Origin of the sequence: Flavobacterium collinsii (genome assembly GCF_902804485.1) — a bacterium.
Lineage (GTDB): Bacteria > Bacteroidota > Bacteroidia > Flavobacteriales > Flavobacteriaceae > Flavobacterium > Flavobacterium collinsii.
In genome coordinates, this window is the sequence record NZ_CADCST010000111.1 from 18,818 (window position 1) to 31,682 (window position 12,865).

The 12,865-nt window shown below is 34.0% G+C and carries 13 protein-coding genes; 5 read left to right on the forward strand and 8 right to left on the reverse strand.

Going from position 1 to position 12,865, the window contains the following annotated elements; genetic code table 11:
• Positions 1-28: 28 nt before the first annotated feature.
• On the reverse strand, positions 29-409 hold the full coding sequence (locus FLA105534_RS18055; RefSeq protein ID WP_173967489.1) for an ankyrin repeat domain-containing protein: 381 nt from the start codon (positions 407-409) through the stop codon (positions 29-31).
• A 355-nt stretch (positions 410-764) separates the two neighbouring features.
• Here FLA105534_RS18055 and FLA105534_RS18060 point away from each other — a divergent pair, with 355 nt between their 5' ends.
• Complete coding sequence (locus tag FLA105534_RS18060; protein WP_173967490.1) at positions 765-1,304, forward strand: SRPBCC family protein; 540 nt, start codon at positions 765-767, stop codon at positions 1,302-1,304.
• Positions 1,305-1,370: 66 nt separating this feature from the next.
• On the opposite strand, the gene FLA105534_RS18065 is transcribed toward FLA105534_RS18060, so the two are convergent.
• The 7 genes from FLA105534_RS18065 to FLA105534_RS18095 all read right to left on the reverse strand — a co-directional run bounded on the left by FLA105534_RS18065 (position 1,371) and on the right by FLA105534_RS18095 (position 8,518).
• A complete protein-coding gene (locus FLA105534_RS18065) occupies positions 1,371-2,324 on the reverse strand; it encodes a phosphoribosylaminoimidazolesuccinocarboxamide synthase (RefSeq protein ID WP_173967491.1) in 954 nt (317 codons plus the stop codon).
• Positions 2,325-2,461: 137 nt separating this feature from the next.
• Positions 2,462-2,905 (reverse strand): GNAT family N-acetyltransferase, encoded by a 444-nt coding sequence (locus tag FLA105534_RS18070; protein WP_262888462.1) that lies wholly within the window; start codon positions 2,903-2,905, stop codon positions 2,462-2,464.
• Positions 2,906-3,072: 167 nt separating this feature from the next.
• Positions 3,073-5,421 carry a S9 family peptidase gene (locus tag FLA105534_RS18075; protein WP_173967492.1) on the reverse strand — a complete coding sequence of 783 codons (2,349 nt, stop codon included), beginning with the start codon at positions 5,419-5,421 and terminating at the stop codon, positions 3,073-3,075.
• 200 nt (positions 5,422-5,621) lie between these two features.
• Entirely contained in the window at positions 5,622-6,452 is an 831-nt protein-coding gene (locus FLA105534_RS18080; protein ID WP_173967493.1) for a Cof-type HAD-IIB family hydrolase, read from the reverse strand.
• 138 nt (positions 6,453-6,590) lie between these two features.
• Entirely contained in the window at positions 6,591-6,953 is a 363-nt protein-coding gene (locus FLA105534_RS18085; protein WP_173967494.1) for a DUF1801 domain-containing protein, read from the reverse strand.
• Positions 6,950-7,435 carry a hypothetical protein gene (locus FLA105534_RS18090; protein ID WP_173967495.1) on the reverse strand — a complete coding sequence of 162 codons (486 nt, stop codon included), beginning with the start codon at positions 7,433-7,435 and terminating at the stop codon, positions 6,950-6,952. The genes FLA105534_RS18085 and FLA105534_RS18090 overlap by 4 nt, the downstream gene beginning before the upstream one ends.
• A gap of 132 nt (positions 7,436-7,567) precedes the next feature.
• Complete coding sequence (locus tag FLA105534_RS18095) at positions 7,568-8,518, reverse strand: PhoH family protein (protein ID WP_173967496.1); 951 nt, start codon at positions 8,516-8,518, stop codon at positions 7,568-7,570.
• Positions 8,519-8,756: 238 nt separating this feature from the next.
• Here FLA105534_RS18095 and FLA105534_RS18100 point away from each other — a divergent pair, with 238 nt between their 5' ends.
• From FLA105534_RS18100 to gldG, 4 genes are all read left to right on the forward strand, one after another.
• Positions 8,757-9,584 (forward strand): SAM hydrolase/SAM-dependent halogenase family protein, encoded by an 828-nt coding sequence (locus tag FLA105534_RS18100; RefSeq protein ID WP_173967497.1) that lies wholly within the window; start codon positions 8,757-8,759, stop codon positions 9,582-9,584.
• A 302-nt stretch (positions 9,585-9,886) separates the two neighbouring features.
• Positions 9,887-10,183 carry a putative quinol monooxygenase gene (locus FLA105534_RS18105; RefSeq protein ID WP_173967498.1) on the forward strand — a complete coding sequence of 99 codons (297 nt, stop codon included), beginning with the start codon at positions 9,887-9,889 and terminating at the stop codon, positions 10,181-10,183.
• A 194-nt stretch (positions 10,184-10,377) separates the two neighbouring features.
• Entirely contained in the window at positions 10,378-11,103 is a 726-nt protein-coding gene (gldF, locus tag FLA105534_RS18110) for a gliding motility-associated ABC transporter permease subunit GldF (protein ID WP_173967499.1), read from the forward strand.
• Positions 11,103-12,788, forward strand: coding sequence for a gliding motility-associated ABC transporter substrate-binding protein GldG (gene gldG / locus FLA105534_RS18115; RefSeq protein ID WP_173967500.1), 1,686 nt, complete (start codon positions 11,103-11,105; stop codon positions 12,786-12,788). The genes gldF and gldG overlap by 1 nt, the downstream gene beginning before the upstream one ends.
• Positions 12,789-12,865: the final 77 nt, after the last annotated feature.

The window sequence follows — 12,865 nt, forward strand, 5'->3', positions numbered from 1 at the left end:
TACTAATTCAAAAACTCGATTTAAACTTTTATTTTAAATCTTTCAAAATGTCTATTGCTTCTGTTGCGTTTGATAATTGTGCATATTTCAAAGCGGTAAAACCTTTTTCATTTCTAGCAGAAGCATCAGCTCCTTTTGCTAATAATACTCTCATAATATCCACTTTGTTATAACGGGCAGCGATCATTAAAGGTGATAAACCTTCTGACATTTCGTTTACGTCAGCTCCATATTCTAATAATTTTTTAACAAAATCTAAATCTCCTTTACCAACAGCCACATTTAATGGTGTTGAAAAACTATTTACAATTTCCAATTGTGGTTTCACAATTGATGTTTGATTTGATGCCATTGCTACATTTGCAAATGCTACTAAAGCAACTCCTAGATAAATGATTGAATTTTTCATAATGATTGATTGTTAATTGTTGATTGATTGATGATTTTTAAATTCTATGTAAATGTAATTCTATTTTATGTATTATGTATAACAAAGTACCATGTTTTAACTAATTCTTAACATTCAATTAATAAAAGCGATTTAAAGTAATTTGAATGTTAACTATCAGCTTTCTTAATAGACGCTTGAAAACCCAATATGTTACAGTTTACAGAAAAAAAACATATAAAATCTTATTATTTTTTTTCCACGTTGCAAATACGAACCGTAACTTTAATAACTTTACAAAACAAAAAGCCTTATAAATAAAGGAGTTATACTTTAAACTAGCCGAACAAAAAAAAATAACCTAAAACCACAAAATATGAAAATCCTAAAAAGAATTCTAATCATTCTAATTCTTATTGTAGCCATCGTCCTGATTGCAGCTTATTTTATGCCTAAAAATTATGCTATAGAAAGAGAGATTACCATCAACAAACCTGTTGACAGCGTTTTTAATTATGTGAGATCTCTTAAAAATCAAAATGAATTTAGTGTTTGGGCCAATCTTGATCCCAAAATGAAATCTACTTATACAGGAACTGATGGAGATGTTGGATCGGTATCTGCCTGGGAAAGCACAGTAAAAGAAGTTGGTGAAGGAGAACAGGAAATCACAAAAATTACGGAAGGAAAACGCATTGACTTTGCTTTACGTTTCAAAAAACCAATGGACGATACAGCGATTGGTTTTATGTCGACAGAGACTGCACCGGGAAATCAGACTAAAGTAAAATGGGGAATCAGCGGTGTTATTCCTTATCCAATGAATATTATGCTGCCGATGATGAAAATGGACCAAATGATTGGCAATGACCTACAGAAAGGTCTGGAAAATTTAAAAGTCAAAATGGAAGAATAAAAATTGACCTAATTAGTATAAATCAAATCCGACAAGTTTTAAAAGCCTGTCGGATTTGATAAATTATTATTTTACTGAAAGATATTCTAATACATTTTTATTGATACGCTGATCAATATTATCAATATCTGCTTTTACGAACTTTTCTCCTAAAATATTCTCGTACAATTCGATGTATCGCTCCGAAACTGACTGGATATATTCGTCTGTCATATCCGGAATTTGTTGTCCTTCCTGACCCTGAAACCCATTTTCGATCAACCAGCGACGCACAAACTCTTTTGACAATTGTTTTTGCTCCTCTCCTTTTTCCTGTCTTTCCTGATATCCATCCGCATAAAAGTAACGGGAAGAATCCGGTGTATGTATTTCATCAATTAAAACAATAACACCATCTTTCGTTTTTCCAAACTCATATTTAGTATCTACCAAAATTAAGCCACGGCTTGCTGCTATTTCAGTTCCTCTTTGAAACAAAGCACGGGTGTATTTTTCTAAAACAAGATAATCTTCTTCAGAAACAATTCCTTTTGATAAAATGTCTTCACGCGAAATATCTTCATCGTGAGAGCCATTATCAGCTTTTGTAGTTGGTGTAATAATAGGTTCCGGAAATTTATCGTTCTCTTTTAAACCTTCTGCCATTGTAACGCCGCAGATTTGTCTTCTTCCGGCAGCATATTCACGTGCAGCGTGTCCTGAAACATAACCACGAATCACCATTTCTACTTTAAAAGGCTCACATAAATGTCCCACAGCTACATTAGGATCCGGAGTTGCAATCAACCAATTTGGTACAATATCCTGCGTTAACTCCATAAATTTCGTTGCAATCTGATTCAGAATTTGTCCTTTGTACGGAATTCCCTTTGGCAAAACCACATCAAAAGCCGAAAGTCTGTCGGTTGCTACCATTACTAAAAGATTGTCATTGATATTGTAAACCTCTCTTACTTTTCCGCGATAAACCGATTTCTGATTTGGAAAACTGAAGTTTGTAGTTGTGATTGTATTACTCATTATTCTAGTGTTGTGTTGTTTTTTATGAATGCAAATTTAAAACTAATTAAAAGAAAAAAAGAACCTATTCAGATTCTTTTTTTTTAGTCGCGGTCTCAGTCGCAGTTTACAGTTTGCAAACTCTGATTCTTATTACCTTATGCATTTGTTAATTCCATATGTAAAATCGGATATGGTTTTCCGCAACCGTCTAAATCAGAAACAGATTTTACTTCAAAACCAAAATGTTTATAGAACTCCAGAGCTTGTAAATTATCTTTATTAACATCAACTTTTGTCACCTTTAAATTTTGAATTGCATACAGCAAAAGAGCTTTTCCTATGCCTGTTCCAATTTCATTTGCCGAGACAAACAACATTTCTAAATTTTCATTTTTAGTGCCTATAAATCCAATAATTTTCTCTGCCTCATTTTTTACACCATGCAATGTTACGTGCTCAAAAAAGGCTGGAATCAACTTCTTATAAAATTCAAAATCTTCATTCTTTAAAAAATCGTGTGTAGCCTTTACCGAAGATTCCCAAACACGCATTAATGCTTTATGCTCCCTATTATCTATTTTGTAAATCAGCTTATCCAAAATTTTAAATGTCAATTTCTAATTGTTCGTTTTTCTAAGTATAGTCACAGTCTCAGTATACGGTCGCAGTATACAGTCTCAGTATACAGTCTCAGTATACAGTCTCAGTCGCAGTCGCAGTCACAGTTTACAGTTTTCAAACTGCGACTGCGACTGAAAACTAAAAACTACTTCTTCAGTAAAGTCGAATTAAACAAATTCAGGATTCTGCTGTATTCGTCAATCCAGGAATAGGTTTCTTTAAATCCGTGTGCTTCAACAGGAAATGAAGCCAGACTCCAGTTCTTTTTCTGAAGTTCGATAAAACGTTGTGACAGGCGAACAATGTCTTTATATTCTACATTATCATCTACCATTCCGTGTAACATTACCAGATTTCCTTTTAAATTATCAGCGTAATAAATAGGAGAACTTTTTTTGTAGGCCTCCGGATCTGTTTCAGGAAAGTTTAAAATGTTTCCGGTATATCCGTGATTGTAATGCGCCCAATCTGTAACAGAACGTAAGGCTGCACCCGAAGCAAATTCACCAGGAGTGGTTAACATTCCCATTAAAGTAATAAAACCACCGTATGATCCACCATAAATACCTACTCTGCTGGCATCAATTCCGTATTTTTCTACTAAATATTTTTTGCCATCAAGATGATCTGACAAATCTTTTCCTCCCATAAAACGGTAAATTCCGGTTCTGAAATCGCGTCCGTAACCATCACTTCCTCTATAATCTATGTCTAAAACCGTGTATCCTAAATCAGTCAGTAAATTATGAAACATATATTCTCTGTAATAGTTGCTCCAATAATTGTGTGCATTTTGCAGATAACCCGCACCGTGAACAAAAATGATTGCCGCTTTGTTGGCATTTTCCGTTTTTGGTGTATACAATCTTGCATTTACAGGAGTTCCATCCTGTGCTTTGAAAGTAATTACCTCTGGTTCTCTCCATTTGTAATCTTTGAAACTTTCAGAAACAGAAGATGAAATTTGTTTTAAAGTAGTATTCTTTTTATTGTCGGCAACATAGAAATCCCAAGGAATATTTTTATACGAGTAACGCACCAAAAGTGATTTTTCATCTGGAGAAATGACTACTTCATGTGCACCGTCTTTGGTTAAAATAGATTCCAAAGTACCACCGGCAGCGGGTAATTTATAAAAATTTCTGTTTCCCGGATGTGTAGTGTTGGTCGTTAAATAAAACGTCTTTTTATCGTTAGACAGGGTCACATCACGAACTTCCCAATTTCCACTGGTTAATTGTACCTTCTTACCTGTTTTTAAATTATAGGTATACAAATGGGAGTACCCTGTAACTTCTGACTGAAAATAAATAGTTTCATTATCTCCTAAAAAGCCAAGAACTCCCGAATCGAATGAATAAGATGGAATTCCGGGACCAGCAATCCATGCATCATCATGCTGATGCTCAATTTCTTTAAACGATCCGTTCTCTGCATTCAAACTCACCAGCCATCTGTCTTTGTTGTCCTGGCTTCTAAGTTCAACAATTGCCAAAGAACCGTTTTCGTTATACACAGGAGCCTGAGCAGTAATCAATCGGTCTTCCTTTGCTTTATTTTTTAAATTATCGTAAGCTTCATAATACTTCGGATTATCCTGAATATGACTTAAAGTCGAGAAATTCACAAAATACACACTGTCTTTAGCAACAGAGTAAATTCCGAATTTCGTTTTGACAAGATTTGCCGTTGAAACCTTCTCTTTTGTATTAGGTGTTTGATTATAACCATCATCCGTTATAAAAACCTCCATTTTTTCTTTTTTATTATCTGATTCTTCAGCTAAACTAAAAGTGGTAAAATTTCCGTTTGGATTGGCTTTTAAATTGTAAAAGTTATCTTTTCCATAATAATATTCTTTAGCAAAATCAGATTTAACGGCTTTGCTTTTGGCAAGATTCCACTGCTTTTTGGCTGCTGCATCCCTGATAAACTGAAATAATTCTTTTTGTTGTGTCTTTAAAAAGGAATCTTTTTCAGGAGTTTTCTCCTTTTTTACTCCTTTAGTAAAGTTTGTTATTTGCAAAACGGTTCCCTCTTTTGCATTGTATTTAAAAATGTTGTCGTTTTGCTCGAAAAATACCGTCCCTTCTGCACTACCAAGTTCTACATTAGAAACCGGAGTACTTTGCTGAAGAATTTTTTTAACTGTTTTGGTACTGATCGAATACGAATACAAACCTCCTTTATCGCTATAATACACTACATCTGAAGTTGGTTTTCTTTTAAAATCCAGTTTCGAAAAAGCAGCTTCTTTGGGTTCCACCAAAACAGGCTTTACTGCTCCTTTTTGCCAGGAATACGTACTTGCGCCTAAATCATTGGTTGGATTCCATTCAAAATATACTTTTTTCCCATCCAAAGACCAGCGTCCGTAGGTAGGTTGATTTCCAATAAAAGATTCGCCTTTCATTATTTCTTCCAATTTCAAAGTTTGGCTATTGCCTGAAATCGCAAGCGTAAAAAAAGCAAGGATAAAAATGTTTTTTGTCATGGTATAGTTTTTTGATAAAACAAAAATACACTTTGAAAATTATTAAAAAAATGTTTTTACAACTTCACGCATTCAATCACTTATCATTATCAAAAAAAATCCCCAAAGATCACTTCGGGGATTCGTAAATTTTATGATACCATAAAGGCATAAACTTCCTGCTATTGCAAAAAAACACTAAGTCCTGAAAATGTTCAAAATTAACTAACAGCCAATTCTTTATTCAGAATCTTTGAGGCTATATATTTTGCAACTCCGTCTTCGGCATTGGTTTTAATTACTTCCAGTTCCGGCAGCGTTTCTTTTAACAAGGCCGGAGCATTTCCCATAATTAAACCTTTTCCGGTTGCTGATAACATTTGTACATCGTTAAACCCATCACCAAAGGAAACGGCTTCTTCTAAAGAAAACCCTTCTTTTTCTAAAACACGCTGAATTGAAACCGCTTTATCAACTGATTTATCCATGAATTCCAAGCAAGTTGGCAAACTAAAAGCATGATGTAAATCACTTGAAGAATTTGCTAAAACGGCATCTTTTAAGGCTACTAGTTTTTCATGATTCTCATGAGAAAAGAATATTTTAATCGCTCCAAAATCTTCCAGCGTCTTATAATCCACTAATTCCGGACGGTATTTTAATTCGGCTTGAAAAGCGTTTAGTTTTTCATTTACCCTATTGGTTTGCCAAACATTTTCTTTGAATAAAACTACTGTGATTTCCGGGTCAATATCCACATTTAAAGCTGCTTTTACCACGTCGCTTTTTAAATCGAACGCAAAAAGTTCTTCTTTTTCAGGGGAATGAATCCTTGCTCCATTTGAACTTACAAGATAAACCGGAACTTCAAGCGTTGCAACAATAGCCATCGCATCGAGATGATGACGGCCTGTAGCTACCACGATAAGATAATTTTGATTGTGCAGTTCCTGAAAAATTGATTTGGTATAATCTGATATTCGGTGTTGAGGGTTGAGTAAAGTTCCGTCTAAGTCACTTACTACAACTTTTATATTTTTAAGCTTTGTCATATTAAAATTCAGGTATTTATCAGTTGCAAAAATACTGCTTTGTATGCAGAAGAGCAAAGATTTCCGGCTCTGAAAGCCCCAAATACGACAAGTTTATTATATATTTAACTATTTCGTTAAATACTGCATTTTAAACATTTAAAGCTTAATAATTCCGTTTTTGTATAAATTTAAAGCTTGTTCCAGAATCTTCTCAATTCTTTCTATGGGCAAATCCTCCTCAAAGTCGAGGAGCATAATTTTCATTCTGGATCGGGCTTCCTGAAGCAAAAATGATTCTTCAAAGTGTTTCCCTTCTACAATTCCGATATAAGGTTGTTTGTATTTTTTGTGCATCCACAAATAACAAAACATTTTTCCTTTATAACAAAAAAAAGGCATTCCGTATTTTAAAACGTTGGTAATGTCCGAATCTTGTTTGAGAATAATTTCTTTTACAGCAAGAAATATCCCTTTTATGGGTTCTTCTTGTTTTAAGTAGAAATCATCCAGTTGTTTCATCTTCTGATTTTTTCGGTTTTTGCAAAAATAATTTTCAAAGTATCTGGACAACTAGAACTTGGTCTTAACTTATAAACTAGAGAATCATTTTTGATGTAAAATTTTTCTTTGGCGAAGATTAAAAATAACGCATTATTCTCCGGTTTACAATTGGGACTTGTTAATACATCCTTTCTCCTTCTAGTTTCAAACGGTTTACAATCAACAAAAGGAAACATTTTATAACAAGTATCACTACTTTTACTATTTAATTCTATCGAATCTCCAACTATTTTCCAATTCCCTTTAGAAATTACTCTCCAATCACAACCTGCGCTTTCATATTTGAAAGTACTGTCTTTATTTATTTTTAAGGTTGATCTGCTCGGAATTATATATTCAGTATCATACCAGGTCCCGACAAATTTATTTGGCAAACTTTCTGATTTTTTGCACGAAATCAAACTAACAAGAACTAAAATAGTGATAATTCTAAATTTCATTAATTATACTTTTTAAACTTATAACAAAAAAATATTCGTTTTACACCTCTCTACTCAAAGATAGGTATAAAACGAATATTAATAAATGTCAAAACACATTTCACGATTTACATTTGACATTTTATAAAAAAATTAATCGTGATTTTCTATTTGTTTGTAAGCGTCAATTACCTTTTTGACTAATCTGTGACGTACAATATCTTTATCGTCGAGATAAATAATTCCAATTCCGTCTACGTCTTTTAAAACCAGAATAGCTTCTTTCAGACCTGAAATGGTTCTGCGTGGCAAATCGACCTGTCCGGGATCACCTGTTATCATAAATTTGGCGTTTTTTCCCATACGGGTCAAAAACATTTTCATTTGCGAATGCGTGGTGTTTTGTGCCTCATCCAGAATTACGAAGGCATTATCAAGCGTACGTCCGCGCATAAAAGCCAAAGGCGCAATCTGAATAATTCCTTTTAAAATGTAATCTTCGAGCTTTTCATTGGGAAGCATATCTCGTAAAGCATCGTAAAGAGGCTGCATATAAGGATCCAGTTTTTCCTTCATATCACCAGGTAAAAAACCCAGGTTTTCTCCTGCTTCTACCGCTGGTCGCGTCAATATGATCCTTTTTACTTCTTTGTCTTTAAGTGCTTTTACCGCCATTGCAACACCTGTGTAAGTCTTTCCGGTTCCGGCAGGTCCGACCGCAAATACCATGTCATTTTTTTTGATGGTATCTACCAGTAACTGCTGGTTAGGCGTCATGGCTTTAATAATTTTACCGCCAACACCATGAACTAGTATCTTGTCATGATCGTATGCTTTTTTTTCATCCTGACCATCACTCATGATTACGCGTTCGATTACATTATCGTCAATGTTGTTGTATCGGGTAAAATGAAGCATAAGCCTCTGAAACCTTTTTTCGAATTCATCCAAAACTTCTTTTTCGCCAAATGCTTTCAAAGTGGTACCTCTCGCTACTATTTTAAGCTTTGGGTAGTACTTTTTAATGATTTCAAGATGAGTGTCTTGAGCGCCCCAAAAGTCTTTTGGAGCGATGTCTATGAGCTCGATAATTCTTTCGTTCAAATGAGATAGTTTTAAATTAAAAATAAATCAGTTTTTATAAATCAGTAGTTGTCGGGTCTTTTTTAGTCGCAGTATCAATGGTGGTTTTCAGTTAGTGTGACTAAGACTGAAAACTCAGATCAATAATTGCAATTTATCATTTCATTTTTTCGTTTTTGCAATTACTATTACTAGCTTTGCATTTCTCAAATTTAATGAAAATTAGATTTAAATACTACCAATAGTTATAAACAAAATTATGTCAATAATTACCCTCACTACCGATTACGGCTTAAAAGACCACTTTGTTGGTTCGCTAAAGGGTAAAATATTATCTGAGTATCCAGAGGTTACACTTGTTGACATTTCGCATGACATTGACCCATTTAACACAGCCGAAGCAAGTTACGTTATCGGCGCATCCTATTTAAGCTTTCCAAAAGGAACTGTCCACCTGATCGGAGTAGATATCGAACGTAATAAAGAAAATCAGCATATCGCCATGCAATGGAACGATCACTACTTTATTTGTGCCGATAATGGTATTTTGAGCATGCTTACGCAAAAGATTGTTCCACAGAAAATTGTTGCCGTCAATATACACGACCGATTCCCGAGTGAGTTTAGTGATTTGGATATTTTTATAAAAGTAGCCTGCCACATTTCTAAAGGCGGACTTCTTAATGTTATTGGTAAGGAAATTAAAGAAATAAAGCAAATCACAGAGCTACAGCCTGTAATTGCCAGTGATAACAATTCTATAAAAGGGTATGTGATCTATATCGATCATTTTGGAAATGTAGTCACCAATATCTCTAAAAGACAATTTAACGAAGTAGCTAAAGGACGATCTTATGAAATTGTGATGAAACCCAAAAGCATCAAGACTATTTTACCCAATTATTCAGCAATTGCGAGTTCGGAAAAATATCCAATAAAAACCTATGAAGGCGAAAAGTTAGCTATTTTTAACGAAGCCGGGTTTCTTGAAATTGCAATTTTCAGAAGCAATCCTTCCAAGGTGGGCTCTGCAAACAGTCTGTTAGGATTGAATTACAGAGATGTGATTACGATTAAGTTCTCCTGAAAATTAGATTGTAGATTTTAGATTGCAGATTTTAGACTTGCAGATTTTAGACTTGCAACGATTCCTTTTATCCTTTAGAGAGCGTGTAAATTTCACTACAAAATCCTATAAAGATTTAACATTTTGCAAACAGACTTATTCCTCCATACCCTCACTCTGTTTAACAGAGAATATAATTACCGAAAAAGTGCTTTTATAATATTTTAAATTTTCTCAAAAAGAAGAATCAATTTTGGTATTTTTGCGCACCTGTAACAGATTTTCAATCTAAAATCTAAAGACAGAAATTTAAAATTACAAATATGTTTGTTCGAATAGTCAAAATGAGTTTTCACGAAGAAAAAATTCCTGCTTTTCTGGAGAATTTTGAAAGTGTGAAAGACAAAATACGAAATGCTGATGGAAATCGTTTTTTAGAACTGTATCAGGATAAAAATGATAAATGCATTTTCTTCACCTATAGCTATTGGGAAACTGTAGAAGACTTGGAAAATTACAGACAATCTGAACTTTTTAATTCTGTTTGGGACTTTACAAAAAAACTTTTCAATGCCAAACCCGAAGCATGGAGTGTGGATAAACTGGTTAGTTTAGATTAGTTTCAGGTTTCAGGTTTCATGTTTCATGTTATATACTGGATTTGAAAATTGGAATCTTTTAACGCAAAGAACGCAAAGATGATGTTTAAAAGGTTTGATAAAACGCAAATTTCGCAAAGGAAAGCAACCTGAAACTTGAAACCTTAAACAAAAAAAATTACACGATTAAACAAATAAACGAATAAACCTTATACATGAAATCAATCATTTTAAGAGAAATAAAATCCTTTTTTGGTTCTCCTATTGGCTATCTGGTCATTGCAATTTTCTTAATTAGCAATGGATTATTCTTATGGGTATTTGAAGGAGACTACAACATATTAAATACTGGTTATGCGGATTTGACTCCTTTCTTTACTTTAGCTCCGTGGATTCTAATTTTCCTGATTCCTGCAATTACTATGAGAAGTTTCTCTGATGAAAAAAAGCAAGGAACACTAGAGTTGTTGTTAACAAAACCTTTATCGATTTGGGAAATCGTAAACGGAAAATTTATTGGCTCTCTCTTATTAATTGTTTTAGCAATTATTCCAACGTTTATTTACGTAAAAGTAATATCGAATTTAGGTTCTCCTGAAGGGAATATTGATATGGGCAGTACTATAGGTTCATACTTCGGATTGTTGTTTCTGATTGCAGCTTATTCTGCAATTGGAATCTTTACTTCTACCCTGTCTGAAAATCAGATTGTAGCCTTTATTATTGCGGTTTTTCTCTGTTTTCTTCTTTATTTTGGTTTTGAAGGACTGGCTTCATTAATTCCGGGATCTTCCACCATTGTTACGGCATTTGGCATGCAGGATCATTTTAAAAGTATGAGTCGGGGCGTAATCGATACCCGTGATGTAATTTATTTTTTAAGCATCACCGTATTGTTTCTGTCGTTTACTGTGTATCAATTAAAATCTTTTAAAGCGTAATGAAGTCATCTACTCAACAAAATATTAAAACATTAGGAATTACTGTTTTTGTATTAATCGTTTTAAATGTATTGGGAAGTTTATTTTTTCACCGATTCGATTTAACCAAAGACAAACGATATACCTTATCTGAAACTTCTTTACAGATCATAAAACAGGTTAAAAATCCATTATCGATCAAGATCTATATGCAGGGTGAACTTCCGGCAGATTTTAGACGCCTCCAACAAGAAACCCGTCAGTTATTGGAGGAATTTCAGGCGTATAACAGCAATATTGTTTTTGAATTCGTTAATCCTTTAGAAAACGAAGACGAAAGTATGGATGTTATCAAATCGCTTTATCAAAAAGGTCTTACACCCATAAATATTACGGTAGACGACAAAGGAAAACAATCACAGGCTATGGTTTTCCCGTGGGCTGTTGCGGTTTACAACAATAAAGAAGTCAATATTCCTTTGTTGAAAAACATAATGGGAGCCTCTACAACACAAAAAGTAACAGGATCAATTCAGCATTTAGAATATTCAATTGCTGATGCCATCAATAAAATTAGTAAAGACAGACAAAAGAAGGTTGCCATTATAAAAGGGAATGGAGAATTGAACGAGATTCACATTGCCAAAATGTTACAGCAAATTCGCGAAAGCTATTATATTGGTCCATTCACATTAGACTCTGTAGCCAAAAGTCCGACTGAAACTTTAGCTGCTCTTAAAAAATACGACTTAGCCATTATTTCAAAACCTACAGAAACTTTCTCTGACGAAGAAAAACAGGTTTTAGATCAGTTCATCATGAACGGAGGCAAAACATTATGGCTAATAGATCAGGTAGCTGCCGACATGGATAGTCTTTACAACCAGGCAGGCGCAACTCTGGCGTACCCAAGAGATCTGAATCTGAACGATATGTTTTTTAAATATGGCTTCAGAATCAATCCTGATCTGATCAAAGACGAACAGGGAAGCCCAATTAAACTGGCTACCGGCGAGCAAGGTAGCGCTACACAATATCAGGACTTTGTATGGAAATATGCTCCACAAGTGTACCCGACCAGCCAACATCCGATTGTGAAAAATTTGGGCGGAATCCGATTTGATTTTGCGAGTCCGATTGATACTTTAAAGAACGGAATTAAAAAAACGGTTTTACTGCAATCCTCTCAATACTCGAAAGCAATTGGAACTCCTGCTCCCATCAACTTAAATATTGTAACTGAAAAAACTTCTCCTCAGGATTATGTAAACAAAGGAAATATTCCGCTTTCTGTTTTATTAGAAGGATCATTCCATTCCGCTTTTGAGAATCGTGTTTTACCTTTTAAAGAAAACTCCTTTTTAGCAAAAGGAAAACCAAATAAAATGATTGTCATAGCCGATGGTGATCTGGCCAGAAATCAGTTGGACAAAAATATGATGCCAGTCGAATTGGGCTATGATCAGCGTACCGGAAACCTGTACGACAACAAAGATTTTATAATGAATTGTATTAATTATTTGTTGGATGATACCGGACTTATTAACATTAGAAGTAAAGATGTTAATCTTCCATTATTAGACAAAGAGAAAGTTTATGAAAATTACACACTCACGCAATTCATAACTATCGGACTTCCAATTCTAATTTTATTGATTTTTGGACTCGCATTTACCTATATGCGAAAAAGAAAATACAGTAAGTAGATGTTAATAAAAAAATTACTAAACTTAAGATTGTTTACGATATATTTGTAAAACCTATCTTAGTTGAGGAAAAACTA

What these genes read in the sequence shown, in the direction of transcription:
- FLA105534_RS18055 (WP_173967489.1), bottom strand. Translation starts at nt 409, where the DNA reads ATGAAAAATTCAATCATTTATCTAGGAGTTGCTTTAGTAGCATTTGCA.
- FLA105534_RS18060 (WP_173967490.1), top strand. Translation starts at nt 765, where the DNA reads ATGAAAATCCTAAAAAGAATTCTAATCATTCTAATTCTTATTGTAGCC.
- FLA105534_RS18065 (WP_173967491.1), bottom strand. Translation starts at nt 2,324, where the DNA reads ATGAGTAATACAATCACAACTACAAACTTCAGTTTTCCAAATCAGAAA.
- FLA105534_RS18075 (WP_173967492.1), bottom strand. Translation starts at nt 5,421, where the DNA reads ATGACAAAAAACATTTTTATCCTTGCTTTTTTTACGCTTGCGATTTCA.
- FLA105534_RS18080 (WP_173967493.1), bottom strand. Translation starts at nt 6,452, where the DNA reads ATGACAAAGCTTAAAAATATAAAAGTTGTAGTAAGTGACTTAGACGGA.
- FLA105534_RS18085 (WP_173967494.1), bottom strand. Translation starts at nt 6,953, where the DNA reads ATGAAACAACTGGATGATTTCTACTTAAAACAAGAAGAACCCATAAAA.
- FLA105534_RS18090 (WP_173967495.1), bottom strand. Translation starts at nt 7,435, where the DNA reads ATGAAATTTAGAATTATCACTATTTTAGTTCTTGTTAGTTTGATTTCG.
- FLA105534_RS18100 (WP_173967497.1), top strand. Translation starts at nt 8,757, where the DNA reads ATGTCAATAATTACCCTCACTACCGATTACGGCTTAAAAGACCACTTT.
- FLA105534_RS18105 (WP_173967498.1), top strand. Translation starts at nt 9,887, where the DNA reads ATGTTTGTTCGAATAGTCAAAATGAGTTTTCACGAAGAAAAAATTCCT.
- gldF (WP_173967499.1), top strand. Translation starts at nt 10,378, where the DNA reads ATGAAATCAATCATTTTAAGAGAAATAAAATCCTTTTTTGGTTCTCCT.
- gldG (WP_173967500.1), top strand. Translation starts at nt 11,103, where the DNA reads ATGAAGTCATCTACTCAACAAAATATTAAAACATTAGGAATTACTGTT.